This is a genomic window from Methylomonas sp. LL1 (assembly GCF_015711015.1).
Taxonomy (GTDB): Bacteria; Pseudomonadota; Gammaproteobacteria; order Methylococcales; family Methylomonadaceae; genus Methylomonas.
In genome coordinates this window covers 4,317,918-4,335,055 of record NZ_CP064653.1, presented here as the reverse complement: position 1 = coordinate 4,335,055, position 17,138 = coordinate 4,317,918, and the positions used below count along the sequence as shown (strand labels likewise).

Sequence of the window (17,138 nt, the reverse complement as noted above, 5' to 3'; positions counted from 1 at the left end):
TGAATGCCGAAAGACCAATACCGGACCATCAAATCTCAACATACATCGCTTATGAATCAAATGAAAGCTTTTCTCTATCACATTGCTTATTCCGCCGAGACTTTAAATGCCATCGAAGACGGCTATTTGCTGCTGGATAACACCGACAACGAACGCCCGGATTGGTATGAATACTGGCCGATACGCAAGTTCTTCGGACAATCACCAGCTTTAGACGAATCCGCTTATTACGGCTTTTTTTCACCCCGTTTTCGAGATAAGACTCGCCTATCTTACAGTGACGTGATGGCGTTCATCGAATCCAAAGATAGCCAGACGGATGTTTTTCTTTTTAGCCCTCAGCCGGATATCGGCGCTTTTTTTAAGAATATCTTCGAAGGTAGTGATGTAACTGATCCCGGAGCCATGGCAACTTGCCAGCAGTTTTTCGACCGGATTGGCTTCGCTATAGACCTGAAGGCATTGGTCATGGACTCTCGGAGCATTGTTTTCAGTAATTATTTCGCAGCCAAACCGTGTTTCTGGCGAGCTTGGCTGGAACTTACCGAAAAACTTTTCGCGATAGCCGAGCAACAGAATAACGACGATGAGTTAACCCAACAACTATCTCATAAAACCGCTTACCCTGGCGCGGTAGCTCGCAAAGTGTTTGTGATAGAAGGGATCGCATCACTGCTGCTGTGCCAAAACTCATGGAAAACCGAAATTTATAATCCCTTTATCATGAATTGGTCCAGCCAACTGGGACAATTCAAGCAACAGGCGGTCATCGCCGATGCGCTTAAAATCGCGATGACTCAACAAGATTTTCCGGAATATGCAGCCGTTTATAATCAAATTCGTCAGCAAGTATTCCCGAAACCGCCCATCCACAAGCCGCAAGAGACCACTATGAAACAAACACCCGCGCACGACTTATTCAACGATTCGATATTGGCGATGCTAGCTCCTAACCTGGAAAAAGTGGTGGAAGTCGGCTGTATGCGCGGAACTCTGGCCAGGGAATATCTCAAAAACACCCCCAATTGCCAATGGGTCGGGATCGACATTGATGAAGATAACATTCAAATTGCCAACCAGGAATGTACGCAAGCATTTTGCGCCGATATCGAAACAATGCGCGATGCGGAATTGGATGCTTTGTTTCCCGCCAATGTCTGGGTCTTTGGCGATGTGCTGGAGCATTTGCGTGACCCTTGGCAGTTGTTGCGAAAACTTAAGTCTCGAATGGCGCCTGGCAATCAAGTGATCGCTTGCATACCCAATGCGCAACATTGGAGTTTCCAAGCTCGGCTCAATATCGGCGAATTCAGATACGAGGATAGCGGATTATTCGATAGAACCCATCTGCGTTTCTTTACTCGCAAGACCATTTTCGAAATGTTTGAAACCAACGGTTTTCATATTGAAACGGCTGTGTCCAGAATTTTCAATTTTCCGGGAGTGGATGCGGATAAATATCTGCCACATATCCGGGGAATGGCGATTGCCAGCGGCGCCGATCCAGAGCAGGCTGTAAAGGACGCCATGGCCTTTCAATATGTGGTACGAGCCGTAGCGGTATGAAAGAACAGCCAACACTCAACTCAGTTCAGCAATGAGACGTTTGAAATGCCGCTCAAGGTTATCTACAAAACGCGGCGTATCAAACAATACGCCGCTATTACGGATGTTTTGCAAATGTTCCCGGAGTTGCAAGCACGACTCCGGAGATTGAGCCAAGGCCACGGCTTTGTCTTCGTAATCCCGCAAATTATAAGTAATCAATTCGGGTAATCCAGCCGCCGTAAGCAAAGAACCGGCCATTCTGGACGCAAAGGAGCGTCCGCTTCTGGTCAGTACTGGCAAGCCCATCCATAAGGCATCATTGGCGGTAGTGCCAGCATTGAACGGAAAAGAGTCTAGAAACAGATCGGCCACCGCAAACCGAGCTAAGTAGTGTTCCGGCTCAACCCTAGACGCGAAAATGAGCCGATTCGGATCGATACCGCAAGTTTTAGCTTCATTTATCAAATTAATTTCGACCCAGGGATTGTCGGCAAGTAGCCACAGCACACTGCCGGGGACACGCCGCAGGATATTCATCCAAATACTGAAAACTTCCGGAGTGTACTTGTGGCTGTTATTGAACGAACAAAATACAAAGCCTTCCACCGGCAGATGACAATTTTCTCGGCTAGGAATAGAGGCACATTGCCGCCGACGATCGCTCACTTGGTATACATCGGGCATGTACAATGGTTTTTCGGAATAATAATGGGCATATTCTTCCGGAATCAGGAAACGGTCAGAGATAACGTAATCGATTGAAGGCAGCCCCGTGGTTGCCGGCAAACCAAGGTAGGTAATCTGTATCGGCGCCGGTCGATAAGCCATCAGATTGGCACGAGCTCCCAACGTTTGACCTTGCAGATCAACAAGAATATCGATTTCCTGTTCTCGAATCAGTCTGGCGGCAACTTCGTCGCTGATGGTATCGATGCGCTCGAAGTAATCCATCGCATCGATTATTCGCTGGCGTAGCGGCGAATGGCCTTGTTGCGTCCAACAGTAGCCATAAATTTCGAAATTTTTCCTATCATGCAGTTCGAACAGTTCAGCGGTCAACATGGCGACCGGGTGTAAACAAAAATCTGACGAACAATAGCCGATGCGTATTTTCTGATGCCCGTACGCTTTTACGGGAGCTAGCTTTGGAACGTTAGAATTAATCTTATTTTTTACGTAATTACGCGCAGCCGTAAGTTGTTGTTCCGGATCGTCCGACAAACTGAGCATCGCTAGGGCCGAAGTCGACTGACGCATCAACTCCGAGTTGATGCCTGATATAGGCCCATAAATGGGCCAGGCGCATTGCTTTTCCCGCAAATAAACCCAATGGTGAATGACGTCCGGTTGATTGGGATTGATTGCTAGGCTTCTTGCCAAATAATCCAGTGCGCCAGCATATTGCTTACGGGTTTCGAGGATGCGGCCAAGATTGTTGAGGGCTAACAGTAATATCTGTCGGTATTCGGCGATATTGGGACCCACGTTGTCATCGATCCAACGCCATTCGACAATCGCATCCTCGACCTGTCCAAGGCGCTCGTAAGTCAAACCAAGATTAAAGCGCGGCTGCACAAATAAAGGCGCTAGTTGGATGGCCTGGACATATATCTCCTTCGCACCAGGAAAATCCCCTAGATTGAAAAGCACTGTGCCCAAATTAAAACACACCAGATGGTTGTGTGGTGATTGGTTTCGTCGCAACCATGTTTGGTAAAGTACTGCGGCAAGCGGTGTTTCACCATTTGCTTGCAGTTCGTTCGCGTAATTGATCAGTTGACCAAAGTCGAGCTCTCCTTGCCAAGCATGTAGTAACGCAGAGGTAAAATCAACTTCAATAAATGACACGGAAATACGTTAAGGAATGATAAAGCAACATCGGGTATCCTCGAAAAGACGCCCATAGCGTCTCCTGTGCGATTATTCATCACACAGGAGACGCTATAAGAACAGTTCAAATTCTATACTTAGAACGTCAGATACTGAATCTGATCCGTTGACAAAGCGCCTATCTGATCCGATGTCAACGAGCGAACCTGACTTGTGGTCAAACTACTGATCTGATCTGTGCTCAATGCCTGGATCTGATCGGTTGTCAACGCCGCAATTTGCGAGGTTGCCAGCGAGGATATTTGCGCTGTACTCAAACCGGTCTGTACTTGATCCGTAGTTAATGCGGCGATTTGATCGGTGGTCAATGACACCAGGTCGCGGGTTTCCAGTGCGCCGATTTGGTCGGTCGATAGCGCGGCCAGATCGGCGGTTTCTATCGCTTTGACTTGCGTGGTGGTCAGCGCCACGATCTGATCGGTACTGAGTGCCTGTACTTGATCAGTGGTCAATGCCGCAATTTGAGTGTAAAGCATCGCAGCGATTTGCGAAGTTCTCAATCCACTTTGTACTTGATCGGTTGACAAAGCCGCGACTTGATCGGTGGTCAATGACGCCAGGTCACGGGTTTCCAGGGCACCGATTTGATCGGTCGACAGCGCCGTTAATTGGTCCGTGGTCAAGGCCTTGGTCTGCGCGGTGGTCAGCGCGGCGATCTGATCAGTACTAAGGGCCTGGACTTGATCAGTGGTCAATGCCGCGATCTGAACTGTCGTCAAGGACGCCAAATCACTAGTTTCCAGCGCACCAATTTGGTCGGTCGACAATGCGGCCAAATCAGCCGTTTCCAATGCTTTAACCTGTGCGGTCGACAGCGCTACGATCTGGTCGGTGCTCAGCGCTTGAACTTGATCGGTGCTCAAGGCGCCAATTTGTGCAGTCGTCAGCGCCGCAACTTGCGCGGTACTCAACCCGCTTTGAACTTGATCGGTGGTCAAGGACGCGACTTGCGCAGTGGTTAGGGACGCCACGTCGCGGGTTTCCAGCGCACCAATTTGGTCGGTCGACAACGCCGTTAATTGGTCCGTGGTCAAGGCTTTGACTTGTGCCGTGGTCAGTGCAGCAACTTGGTTAGTGCTCAGTGCTTGGATTTGATCGGTGGTCAGCGAGGCAACCTGGGCTGTTGTCATTGACGCCAGATCACGGGTTTCCAGCGCGCCAATTTGGTCGGTCGATAGCGCGGCCACATCGGCCGTTTCCAGCGCAGCAGTCTGCGCAGTGGTAAGCGCCACTATTTGGTCGGTACTCAGGGCTTGGACTTGATCAGTAGTTAATGCCGCAACTTGAGTATAAAGCATCGCAGCAATTTGACCTGTATTGAGACCGCTTTGAACTTGGTCGGTGGTCAAGGCCGCGACTTGCGCGGTGGTTAAGGATGCGAGATCGCGGGTTTCCAGCGCACCGATTTGATCGGTCGACAGCGCCGTTAATTGGTCCGTGGTCAAGGCCTTGGCCTGCGCGGTCGTCAGTGCAGCAACTTGGTCAGTGCTCAGTGCTTGGATTTGATCGGTGGTCAGCGAGGCAACCTGGGCTGTCGTCAAGGACGCCAAGTCACGGGTTTCCAACGCGCCAATTTGGTCGGTCGACAGCGCGGCCAAATCGGCCGTTTCCAGCGCTTTAACCTGTGCGGTACTCAGTGCCACGATCTGGTCGGTACTTAAAGCCTGCACTTGATCGGTGGTCAAGGCGCCAATCTGCGCGGTCGTCAGCGAGGCAACTTGCGCGGTACTCAGACCGCTTTGAACTTGGTCGGTGGTCAACGCGGCAACCTGGGCTGTCGTCAAGGACGCTACGTCGCGGGTTTCCAGCGCGCCGATTTGATCGGTCGACAACGCCGTCAATTGATCCGTGGTCAACGCTTTGACTTGCGCGGTCGTCAACGCCACAACCTGATCGGTGCTCAACGCCTGGATTTGGTCGGTTGACAATCCGGCAATCTGCGCAGTCGTCAAGGATGCTAGATCACGAGTCTCCATCGCGGCAATCTGATCGGTCGACAACGCTTTCAAATCGGCTATTTCCAACGCCTTGACTTGGGCGGTCGACAACGCTTCGATCTGGTCAGTGCTCAATGCTTGGATTTGATCGGTGGAGAATGAAGCGATTTGGGCAGTGGTCAGTGCGGAAACTTGCGCGGTACTCAGACCGCTCTGAATTTGATCGGTGGTTAATGCGCCAATTTGCGTGGTGGTCAACGCGGCAATATCACGGGTTTCCAGCGCACCAATTTGGTCGGTCGACAACGCGGCCAAATCAGCCGTTTCCAATGCTTTAACCTGTGCGGTCGACAACGCTACGATCTGGTCGGTGCTCAGCGCTTGAACTTGATCGGTGCTCAAGGCGCCAATTTGTGCAGTCGTCAGCGCCGCAACTTGCGCGGTACTCAACCCGCTTTGAACTTGATCGGTGGTCAAGGCCGCGACTTGCGCAGTGGTTAGGGACGCCACGTCGCGGGTTTCCAGCGCACCAATTTGGTCGGTCGACAACGCCGTTAATTGGTCCGTGGTCAAGGCCTTGGCTTGCGCGGTCGTCAGTGCAGCAACTTGGTTAGTGCTCAGTGCTTGGATTTGATCGGTGGTCAGCGCCGCAACCTGGGCTGTTGTCATTGACGCCAGATCACGGGTTTCCAACGCGCCAATTTGGTCGGTCGACAGCGCGGCCACATCGGCCGTTTCCAGCGCTTTAACCTGCGCGGTGCTCAGCGCTACGATTTGATCGGTACTTAAAGCCTGGATTTGATCCGTGGTCAACGCGCCAATCTGCGCGGTCGTCAGCGAGGCAACTTGCGCCGTGCTCAACCCGCTTTGAACTTGGTCGGTGGTCAAGGCCGCGACTTGCGCGGTGGTTAAGGATGCGAGATCGCGGGTTTCCAGCGCACCGATTTGATCGGTCGACAGCGCCGTTAATTGGTCCGTGGTCAAGGCCTTGGCCTGCGCGGTCGTCAGTGCAGCAACTTGGTCAGTGCTCAGTGCTTGGATTTGATCGGTGGTCAGCGAGGCAACCTGGGCTGTCGTCAAGGACGCCAAGTCACGGGTTTCCAACGCGCCAATTTGGTCGGTCGACAGCGCGGCCAAATCGGCCGTTTCCAGCGCTTTAACCTGTGCGGTACTCAGTGCCACGATCTGGTCGGTACTTAAAGCCTGCACTTGATCGGTGGTCAAGGCGCCAATCTGCGCGGTCGTCAGCGAGGCAACTTGCGCGGTACTCAGACCGCTTTGAACTTGGTCGGTGGTCAACGCGGCAACCTGGGCTGTCGTCAAGGACGCTACGTCGCGGGTTTCCAGCGCGCCGATTTGATCGGTCGACAACGCCGTCAATTGATCCGTGGTCAACGCTTTGACTTGCGCGGTCGTCAACGCCACAACCTGATCGGTGCTCAACGCCTGGATTTGGTCGGTTGACAATCCGGCAATCTGCGCAGTCGTCAAGGATGCTAGATCACGAGTCTCCATCGCGGCAATCTGATCGGTCGACAACGCTTTCAAATCGGCTATTTCCAACGCCTTGACTTGGGCGGTCGACAACGCTTCGATCTGGTCAGTGCTCAATGCTTGGATTTGATCGGTGGAGAATGAAGCGATTTGGGCAGTGGTCAGTGCGGAAACTTGCGCGGTACTCAGACCGCTCTGAATTTGATCGGTGGTTAATGCGCCAATTTGCGTGGTGGTCAACGCGGCAATATCACGGGTTTCCAGCGCACCAATTTGGTCGGTCGACAACGCGGCCAAATCAGCCGTTTCCAATGCTTTAACCTGTGCGGTCGACAACGCTACGATCTGGTCGGTGCTCAGCGCTTGAACTTGATCGGTGCTCAAGGCGCCAATTTGTGCAGTCGTCAGCGCCGCAACTTGCGCGGTACTCAACCCGCTTTGAACTTGATCGGTGGTCAAGGCCGCGACTTGCGCAGTGGTTAGGGACGCCACGTCGCGGGTTTCCAGCGCACCAATTTGGTCGGTCGACAACGCCGTTAATTGGTCCGTGGTCAAGGCCTTGGCTTGCGCGGTCGTCAGTGCAGCAACTTGGTTAGTGCTCAGTGCTTGGATTTGATCGGTGGTCAGCGCCGCAACCTGGGCTGTTGTCATTGACGCCAGATCACGGGTTTCCAACGCGCCAATTTGGTCGGTCGACAGCGCGGCCACATCGGCCGTTTCCAGCGCTTTAACCTGCGCGGTGCTCAGCGCTACGATTTGATCGGTACTTAAAGCCTGGATTTGATCCGTGGTCAACGCGCCAATCTGCGCGGTCGTCAGCGAGGCAACTTGCGCCGTGCTCAACCCGCTTTGAACTTGGTCGGTGGTCAAGGCCGCGACTTGCGCGGTGGTTAAGGATGCGAGATCGCGGGTTTCCAGCGCACCGATTTGATCGGTCGACAGCGCCGTTAATTGGTCCGTGGTCAAGGCCTTGGCCTGCGCGGTCGTCAGTGCAGCAACTTGGTCAGTGCTCAGTGCTTGGATTTGATCGGTGGTCAGCGAGGCAACCTGGGCTGTCGTCAAGGACGCCAAGTCACGGGTTTCCAACGCGCCAATTTGGTCGGTCGACAGCGCGGCCAAATCGGCCGTTTCCAGCGCTTTAACCTGTGCGGTACTCAGTGCCACGATCTGGTCGGTACTTAAAGCCTGCACTTGATCGGTGGTCAAGGCGCCAATCTGCGCGGTCGTCAGCGAGGCAACTTGCGCGGTACTCAGACCGCTTTGAACTTGGTCGGTGGTCAACGCGGCAACTTGGGCGGTGGTCAGGGACGCTACGTCGCGGGTTTCCAGCGCGCCGATTTGATCGGTCGACAACGCCGTCAATTGATCCGTGGTCAACGCTTTGACTTGCGCGGTCGTCAACGCCACAACCTGATCGGTGCTCAACGCCTGGATTTGGTCGGTTGACAAGCCGGCAATCTGCGCAGTCGTCAAGGATGCTAGATCACGAGTCTCCATCGCGGCAATCTGATCGGTCGACAACGCTTTCAAATCGGCTATTTCCAACGCCTTGACTTGGGCGGTCGACAACGCTTCGATCTGGTCAGTGCTCAATGCTTGGATTTGATCGGTGGAGAATGAAGCGATTTGGGCAGTGGTCAGTGCGGAAACTTGCGCGGTACTCAGACCGCTCTGAATTTGATCGGTGGTTAATGCGCCAATTTGCGTGGTGGTCAACGCGGCAATATCACGGGTTTCCAGCGCACCAATTTGGTCGGTCGACAACGCGGCCAAATCAGCCGTTTCCAATGCTTTAACCTGTGCGGTCGACAACGCTACGATCTGGTCGGTGCTCAGCGCTTGAACTTGATCGGTGCTCAAGGCGCCAATTTGTGCAGTCGTCAGCGCCGCAACTTGCGCGGTACTCAACCCGCTTTGAACTTGATCGGTGGTCAAGGCCGCGACTTGCGCAGTGGTTAGGGACGCCACGTCGCGGGTTTCCAGCGCACCAATTTGGTCGGTCGACAACGCCGTTAATTGGTCCGTGGTCAAGGCCTTGGCCTGCGCGGTCGTCAGTGCAGCAACTTGGTTAGTGCTCAGTGCTTGGATTTGATCGGTGGTCAGCGAGCCAATTTGTGCGGTCGTCAAGGATGCGATATCCCGTGTTTCCATGGCGGCAATCTGGTCGGTCGACAGGGCAGCCAGATCGCGTGTTTCCAGCGCTTTAACCTGCGCGGTTGTCAAGGCAACAACTTGATCAGTGGTAAGTGCTTGAATTTGATCGGTTGAGAGGGCTTGAACTTGGCTTGAAGTAAGAGCTTGGAGCTGACTGGTTGCTAACGATTGTAAGCTGTATGTCTGTATTGCTTCAATTTGCCCGGAACTCAGCACTACCAGATCCCTGGTTTCGATTGCGGTGACCTGATCACTGGTAATCGCTTGTATTTGATCCGTTGACATTGCTTTAAAGTCAGCGGTATTGAGAGCCTTGATCTGGGCGGTTGTCAGCGCTGAAATTTGCGCTGGCGTCATTCCGGTAACGATTGAAGTCATGACCAATCCCCTTAATTTATTATGCCATTGTTAGAGTTCGCTCTTCCCGATATAACTTAAGAGCCGACGGATTTGAGAGGGGTATCGACAACTTCTTCTGAAACTTTAATCTTCAATTAACTTGTCTAAAAGGTTGTGCAGGAACTCCGATTGTAGGCCAGAGAACTCAGGGTGTTGAGGGCGGCGACACAAATGGGAAGTACAAAACCTAAATCCGACCAGCTGAAATTCAGGATTTTTTTCAACGAGACAATGCTAAGGATAAGTAAGATCAAGATGACTTTGGCTGCGGCAGTATGGCGTCAGTTAGTTGCAACAATCCGTAGCCAACATGCTGGCGCAGCCCGCCAGAGCTACCAGCAGTAACTTACGGTAGTAACGCATAAGCGGTAAAGCGCATCAATTAAAATCCCCCCAAAGGGTTTGCACCGCAGTCAGCGCCGATAACACTGCTGTTTCGGTGCGCAAAATTCGCGCCCCCATTCTTACCGGAATGAAGCCGGCGGCTTTGGCAATTTGCCGTTCTTGTTCACTAAAGCCACCTTCCGGCCCCGAAAGCAAGGTGATTTGGTTATTTGCCGGCTGCAAGTCGGCCAGACTTTGCTCGGCATACGGATCCAAAAAAACGCAAACACCTTGCTGTTGAACTATCCAATCCGACAAATCGGCTATCTCGGTTATCACCGGCGAACGCGTGCGACCGGATTGCTCCGCCGCATGATGAATGATAGCTTGCCAATGCTGCAGGCGTTGCTGTTTTTTGTCATCGTTGAGTTTGATCACGCAACGTTCCGTGATCAAAGGCGTCAACTGCGTCACACCCAATTCGACGGCTTTTTGCACCGACCAGTCCATTCTGTCGCCACGCGAAATACCTAGCCCCAGGACCACAGCCAGCGGCGACTCCACATCCCGGTCAATGTATTGCTCGACTTCGACTCGTACCGCTTTCCGACTGACTTCGCTAAAGCGGCTCAGATACTCACCGCCGTGTCCGTTGAATAAGACTATGCTTTGCTGCTGTTTCAGCCTAAGCACGCTACGCACATAATGCGCGGCCTCATCATCCAACTCGATCCGTCCGCCGACATTCAGCGGCGAATTTACAAATAATCGAGATACACGCATCAGTCTTGTACCGCATGCTGTATGCCCTGCCAAGCAACTTCGGCCATCAACTGTATCTCCTGCTCGGTAATCACATAGGGCGGCATAAAATAAATGACATTGCCTAGCGGACGCAACAGCACACCGCGACCGAGAGCATATTGGTAAACCTTCAGCCCCCGGCGTTGCTGCCACGGATAAGCTTCACGAGTTTGTTTGTTTTTGACCAATTCAATTGCGACTATCATGCCGGTCTGCCTCACCTCGGCCACATTGGGATGTCCATTGAAGCGTTCGCAGGCTTTGGTCATGATCGCTGCCAACTGACGATTGTCACCCAGAACATCCTGCCGTTGGAACAAACCGATGGTTGCCAGAGCTGCCCGGCAGCCTAGCGCATTGCCGGTGTAACTGTGCGAATGTAAAAATGCCGTCAGATTTTGATAGTCATCGTAAAATGCCCGATAAACCGTATCGGTGGTCAGCACTGCCGACAACGGCAAATAGCCGCCGGTCAATCCTTTCGATAAACAGATGAAATCCGGACTGATAGACGCCTGTTCGCAGGCAAACAGGGTGCCGGTTCGGCCGAAGCCGACCGCGATTTCGTCGGCGATCATATGAACCCCGTACTTGTCGCATGCCTCGCGTAACAGTTTCAGATAAACCGGATGATACATGCGCATGCTACCGGCGCATTGCACCAGCGGTTCGACGATCACCGCGCAAACCGAATCGGCGTACCGCGCCAAGGTTTGTTCCATATCGGCGAAACGGCGGATGGAATAATCTTCCCAACTTTCTCCACTTTCACGATGGTAGCAATCCGGACTAGGCACGTTGATTACATCCATCAATAATGGCGCGTAGGTTTCCTTATACAAACTGACATTACCGACCGCCAACGCACCAAGCGTCTCACCGTGATAGCTGTTTTCCAAGGTAATGAATTGGTTTTTTTGACTCTGCCCGAGATTACGCCAGTAGTGAAAGCTCATCTTCAACGCGATTTCGATCGCCGATGAGCCATTGTCGGCGTAAAAACATTTATTCAAATCCGGCGGGGTAATCTCCACCAATTTTTCCGCCAATTCCACCGCCGCCTCGTGGCTGAAGCCAGCCAGGATCACATGCTCCAGCGTATCCAGCTGAGCCTTGATCGCTTGATTGATAACGGGATTACAATGCCCAAACAAATTAACCCACCAGGAACTGATCGCATCCAAATAACGCTTACCGTCGAAATCCTCCAACCAGACACCTCGACCGGATCTAATCGGAATCAGCGGTAATTGTTCGTGATCCTTCATCTGGCTGCAAGGGTGCCAGAGTACGGCGAGATCTCGCTGAATTAAATATTGATTGTTGGCATTCATTAGTATTGAGAAAGTTCAAAGCAAATATAAAAGACTGTTCACACCCAGAACACACTATATGTATCAATCAAAACCGCACACCTACCAGCCACATTCTGCAAATAATTCCGCTCAAAATTAAGCGGGGATAGGTAGTCACGAGTTGAGTGACCTCGGCGGCCATTGTAAAAGGCCAAATTAATCCAGCAGACTTTGAGTTGCGGCCTCTTTGGTTCTAAAAACCTCGTATTCAAGTTATTCGTGTTTCAAGCTGTGGAAAAAGCGTCCAGCGGGGCATTATCCCAGCAAACTTCCCTGCGACTCATGCTTTACCGCATCATCACCAGATGAGGCTGTCGTAAAACCTCATTTTGTTTCGATCTACCATCAAAAACCAACCCTGTTTTCCTCGGCCAACCAAAATCAGTGGCTGGTGGCGGACAAATGCCAAAATCAAACATTCGCTCAAACACACCTTCAATCCAGCAAAGCCATTGATATAGTACGCTGAAAAGGGTCACAACTAAGGCTCAACCCAGGCTGTACGCCATGCATGTAATGCGAATTCGACTTTGACAAGCTTTGCAAACCTTGTCTGCCCCGTAATTGACTGAAGACCGGTCCACCATCGCCTGCTGGTAACGCCGCGTCATACGCGCAACCTAACTATAATGCTAGAGATATATGGCAGCCATTTTTAACTTTAAATGCTATTCTTGTGTCAAACTTTTTGAAAACTCGTCTAAATTTACTTTTCGTGCTCTTGCTTCTTACCTAAAGCAGCCAAGAGAGACACAGCATGGGGTGAAATTTGGTAGCGATCCTGATGGTACAAAGATAAAACTCCTTTATATGCATTTGCCTTGAAGTGCCAATTTACGAAGTCTAAACCCCTTGATTCTGCGGGGAGTTTAAGACTCAATCAACAAGAAGAGTTTTGATCGTTAGTTGAAAATTAATGACTCACCGGACATCACTGATCAATATTTTAGCCCGCTCTGCAAATCTCTTCCGGTTGATAAATATACTTATTTTTTCGAAACCCAGATATATCCACGCACTGAAACTAACAGCTCTTATACTGAAGAGCAATATATTCACGGCCATATTCTCTTAGTCGAAACAACGCACCACTAAATTAGCTCCACATTAGACATTAATTAATTTACCTCGGAGACATTACACCATGAAAAATTATCGTATATCACTAACAAATATCCGTACCTTAGGAGCAATATCATGATGATAAAAACACGTTTGTTAAAATCCTTACCAGCTTTAGCCCTTCTTGTCCCAATTGCAGCCCTAGCCAACCCCTGCAGTAATACCTCTTTTAGCAATATGTATGTCATAGGTGACAGCCTATCCGACCAAGGCAATCTATTTCAAGCCACTACATCTTTGACAGGATACGGCTCACCGGCTGAGGATCACTACTTCATGGGCCGTTTTTCCAATGGTAAAGCCTACACTGACATGCTTGCAGAAAAACTAGGGATCTGTCTAACCGCCTCATCATTGGGCGGCACTAACTTTGCCTATGGAGGGACCAGAACCAATTACAACATCGTAGAAAACCCACCCACTGAAGGCGGATTTACCCCAGGCTTACTCCCATGGACTTTAAACTTGCAGAGACAAGCATTCACCGACCAGACAATCAATGACCCACATGCGTTCTATATCGTTTTTTCCGGATCCAATGATATTTCGGACTTGATAGGAAGCACCATCGCTCAAGGATTCGAAGCAACAAAACCGTTTAGCGATCAAGCGGTACAAGGGATCCGAGAGAGTATTCAAGCCTTCATCAATGCTGGGGCGCGAGACATACTTGTACCCAATCTGCCTGACCTGGGAATAGTTCCACGGGTAGTCCAAGGTAATCCACCAAACTCCACCTTGGTATCCGAGACTGCAACAGCTCTGACAACCCGGTATAACCAAGCCTTGAATCAAATGCTGGACGAGGTTGCCAATGACAATAATGTCAACATTATCCGGTTCGATACGTTCTCTTTCCTCCGGGAAGTCGTTGGTAATCCAACCGCGTTTGGGTTAAGCAATTCAACAGAGCCCTGCTACACTGGTTATGTAGCGCCCGCAAGTCCAACTGACACAGTCTGCGACACCCCCGATTCTTACGTTTTTTGGGATAATGAACACCCCACCACAGCTTTTCATGCCATCATGGCTAGTAAGATTGAGTTCACTCTTATCTCCAATCTATTGCAGGACCTTCGTAAACAAGTCGTTGACATGGATCTCCAGAAAGGAATTGAGAGAGCACTCCTAGTCAAACTAACCATTGCTAAACGGTACCATGAGGATGGACGTAAAAACAACGATAACGCGATCCCCATTGTTCTCCATGGCTTCATTAATGAGATCAAGGCACTACGTGGAAGAAAAATCCCCAGAGCTGAGGCTAATGCGCTCATCGAGCGCACACAGCAGATTAAGCAGATTATCCAGTATGTGAACGATTAATAACCAGCCCGAGAAATTGCTTGTAGCGGTAAAAACCTGGCAAGACGGCCATTTCGGGACAGAGGCTAAATAGCGCGATTGCCTTGCATTGACGCACACTTGACTCTATTTGCTATGACAACAAAAAAGGGGCATTCAAGCCCCTTTTATTCAATCATCACCAGCGAGTTTAGTAGCGGTAATGCTCTGGCTTATAAGGTCCTTCGACCGGCACGCCGATATATTCAGCCTGTTCGGACGTCAATTGAGTCAGTTTTACGCCGATTTGGGCCAAGTGCGAACGCGCGACTTTTTCGTCGAGCTTCTTCGGCAGTACATAGACTTTATTGTCGTAAGCCGAGGAGTTATTCCACAGCTCGATTTGCGCCAAGACTTGGTTGCAGAACGAGTTGGACATCACGAAGCTAGGATGACCTGTCGCGCAACCCAGATTCACCAAGCGGCCTTCCGCCAATACGATGATGCGTTTACCGTCGGGGAAAATCACATGGTCGACCTGAGGCTTGATGTTTTCCCAGGTGTATTGGCGGATGGCGGCGATTTCGATTTCGGAATCGAAATGACCGATGTTGCAGATGATGGCCTGGTCGCGCATCGCCTTCATGTGTTCGTGAGTAATCACATGGACGTTGCCGGTCGCGGTGACGAAAATGTTCGCCAACGGTGCCGCTTCGTCCATCGTTACCACGCGGTAACCTTCCATCGCCGCCTGCAGTGCGCAGATCGGATCGATTTCGGTAATCAATACGGTCGCACCCAAGCCGCGCAAGGATTGCGCGCAACCTTTACCGACGTCGCCGTAACCGCAAACTACCGCAATTTTACCGGCAACCATGACGTCGGTGGCGCGTTTGATGCCGTCGACCAGCGATTCGCGGCAACCATACAGGTTGTCGAATTTGGACTTGGTGACAGAATCGTTGACGTTGAAGGCCGGCACTTTCAGCGAGCCTTTGGCCACCATTTCATACAGGCGGTGCACGCCGGTGGTGGTTTCTTCCGACAAGCCTTTGACGTCAGCCATCAGCTCGGGAAATTTCTGATGCATCATCACGGTCAAGTCGCCGCCGTCGTCCAGTATCATGTTCGGACGCCAGCCGTTAGGGCCGATGATGGTTTGTTCGATGCACCAGTCCGCTTCGGCTTCAGTTTCGCCTTTCCAGGCAAAGACCGGAATACCTGCTGCTGCAATCGCGGCAGCGGCGTGATCCTGGGTCGAGAAGATGTTGCAGGACGACCAGCGTACTTCCGCGCCCAAGGCCGTCAGGGTTTCGATCAGCACCGCGGTTTGGATGGTCATGTGCAGGCAACCGGCGATGCGAGCGCCTTTCAGAGGTTGCGAAGCACCGTATTCTGCACGCAAGGCCATCAGACCCGGCATTTCGGTTTCGGCGATGTTGATTTCCTTGCGGCCCCAGTCTGCTAGCGACAGATCGGCGACTTTGTAATCGGTTTGGCTCATTATGTTAATTCCTTCAATTAAATGCCGGCCGCGTCTTTCAACGCTTCGGCTTTATCGGTTTTTTCCCAGCTGAAGCTGGCTTCGTTGCGGCCGAAATGACCGTAAGCCGCTGTTGGGCGATAAATTGGTTTCAGCAATCCCAGTTGCGCGATCAATCCTTTCGGTCTCAAATCGAAATGTTCGCGCACGATTTTAACCAGACGATCCTCCTCGACTTTACCGGTACCGAAAGTTTCGACGGTAATCGAAGTTGGCTCGGCCACACCGATCGCATAGGAGACCTGAATTTCGCAGCGCTCTGCCAGGCCCGCGGCGACGATGTTTTTCGCCACGTAACGTGCCATGTAAGCAGCCGATCTATCCACTTTAGAAGGATCTTTTCCGGAAAAGGCGCCGCCGCCGTGGCGAGCCATACCACCGTAGGTGTCGACGATAATTTTACGGCCGGTCAAGCCGCAGTCGCCGACCGGGCCGCCGATAATGAATTGCCCGGTAGGGTTGATGAAATATTTGGTATCTTTATGCAGCCATTCCGCAGGCAACGTCGGCAGGATGATTTCATCCATCACCGCTTCTTCCAGCATTTTTCCACCGACTTCCGGCGCATGCTGAGTCGACAATACCACGGCATCGATCGCAACCGGTTTGTTGTTCTCGTAGCGGAAGGTGACCTGGCTTTTGGCATCGGGGCGTAACCAAGGCAACGTTTTGTTTTTTCTTAACTGTGCCTGTCTTTCCACTAAGCGATGCGCATAGGTAATCGGTGCAGGCATGAAGACGTCGGTTTCGTTGCTGGCATAACCAAACATCAAACCTTGGTCACCCGCGCCTTGTTCGTGATTATCGGATTCATCCACACCCATCGCTATATCGGCGGATTGTTTGCCGATGGCATTCAACACCGCACAGCTGTTACCGTCGAAACCGATGTCGCCGTGGTCGTAACCGATTTCACAAACGACTTTTCTGACCAGTTCTTCGGTATCCACCCAGGCATCGGTAGTAATTTCGCCCGCAAGGATCACCATGCCGGTCTTTACCAATGTTTCGCACGCCACTCTGGAACGCGGGTCTTGCGCCAATAAGGCATCGACAACAGCGTCGGAAATCTGGTCGGCCACTTTATCGGGATGACCTTCGGATACGGACTCAGAGGTAAAAAGATAGTTTTTATTCACGGTGACACACCTCACGATTAAATAGTGTGAATATAGAAAAGGCCGTTTAAAACGGCCTTGGGTATTATGGTGGGCCCTGTAGGACTTGAACCTACGACCTGCCGATTATGAGTCGGAAGCTCTAACCAACTGAGCTAAGGGCCCG

Annotated in this window: 8 protein-coding genes and 1 tRNA gene; 2 read left to right on the top strand and 7 right to left on the bottom strand. The window is 51.4% G+C overall.

Annotation, left to right across the window (positions count from 1 at the left end; all coding sequences use genetic code 11):
- Nucleotides 1–51 precede the first annotated feature (51 nt).
- Nucleotides 52–1,566, top strand: a complete 1,515-nt coding sequence (locus IVG45_RS20350; RefSeq protein ID WP_196435571.1) for a class I SAM-dependent methyltransferase — start codon at nt 52–54, stop codon at nt 1,564–1,566.
- A gap of 15 nt (nt 1,567–1,581) precedes the next feature.
- Here IVG45_RS20350 and IVG45_RS20345 read toward each other — a convergent pair whose 3' ends face one another.
- From IVG45_RS20345 to IVG45_RS20330, 4 genes are all read right to left on the bottom strand, one after another.
- Nucleotides 1,582–3,396 (bottom strand): O-linked N-acetylglucosamine transferase, SPINDLY family protein, encoded by a 1,815-nt coding sequence (locus IVG45_RS20345; protein ID WP_196435570.1) that lies wholly within the window; start codon nt 3,394–3,396, stop codon nt 1,582–1,584.
- Between the two features lie 119 nt (nt 3,397–3,515).
- A complete protein-coding gene (locus tag IVG45_RS20340; protein WP_196435569.1) occupies nt 3,516–9,401 on the bottom strand; it encodes a hypothetical protein in 5,886 nt (1,961 codons plus the stop codon).
- A 399-nt stretch (nt 9,402–9,800) separates the two neighbouring features.
- Nucleotides 9,801–10,529: a 16S rRNA (uracil(1498)-N(3))-methyltransferase gene (locus IVG45_RS20335; protein ID WP_196435568.1), complete on the bottom strand. Its 729-nt coding sequence runs from the start codon at nt 10,527–10,529 to the stop codon at nt 9,801–9,803.
- Entirely contained in the window at nt 10,529–11,818 is a 1,290-nt protein-coding gene (locus tag IVG45_RS20330; RefSeq protein ID WP_442923349.1) for an adenosylmethionine--8-amino-7-oxononanoate transaminase, read from the bottom strand. The genes IVG45_RS20335 and IVG45_RS20330 overlap by 1 nt, the downstream gene beginning before the upstream one ends.
- Nucleotides 11,819–13,102: 1,284 nt before the next feature.
- On the opposite strand from IVG45_RS20330, the gene IVG45_RS20325 reads away from it, so the two are divergent.
- A complete protein-coding gene (locus IVG45_RS20325) occupies nt 13,103–14,353 on the top strand; it encodes an SGNH/GDSL hydrolase family protein (RefSeq protein ID WP_196435566.1) in 1,251 nt (416 codons plus the stop codon).
- Between the two features lie 169 nt (nt 14,354–14,522).
- Here the strand turns inward: IVG45_RS20325 and ahcY are convergent, their stop codons facing one another.
- From ahcY to IVG45_RS20310, 3 genes are all read right to left on the bottom strand, one after another.
- A complete protein-coding gene (gene ahcY / locus IVG45_RS20320; RefSeq protein WP_196435565.1) occupies nt 14,523–15,815 on the bottom strand; it encodes an adenosylhomocysteinase in 1,293 nt (430 codons plus the stop codon).
- 17 nt (nt 15,816–15,832) lie between these two features.
- Nucleotides 15,833–16,993, bottom strand: a complete 1,161-nt coding sequence (gene metK, locus IVG45_RS20315) for a methionine adenosyltransferase (protein WP_196435564.1) — start codon at nt 16,991–16,993, stop codon at nt 15,833–15,835.
- Between the two features lie 67 nt (nt 16,994–17,060).
- Nucleotides 17,061–17,137, bottom strand: a tRNA-Ile gene (locus IVG45_RS20310).
- Nucleotide 17,138: the final 1 nt, after the last annotated feature.

Coding starts and splice junctions, on each gene's coding strand:
- IVG45_RS20325 (WP_196435566.1), top strand. CDS start 13,103: ATGATGATAAAAACACGTTTGTTAAAATCCTTACCAGCTTTAGCCCTT.
- IVG45_RS20335 (WP_196435568.1), bottom strand. CDS start 10,529: ATGCGTGTATCTCGATTATTTGTAAATTCGCCGCTGAATGTCGGCGGA.
- IVG45_RS20350 (WP_196435571.1), top strand. CDS start 52: ATGAATCAAATGAAAGCTTTTCTCTATCACATTGCTTATTCCGCCGAG.
- ahcY (WP_196435565.1), bottom strand. CDS start 15,815: ATGAGCCAAACCGATTACAAAGTCGCCGATCTGTCGCTAGCAGACTGG.
- IVG45_RS20330 (WP_442923349.1), bottom strand. CDS start 11,818: ATGAAGGATCACGAACAATTACCGCTGATTCCGATTAGATCCGGTCGA.
- IVG45_RS20340 (WP_196435569.1), bottom strand. CDS start 9,401: ATGACTTCAATCGTTACCGGAATGACGCCAGCGCAAATTTCAGCGCTG.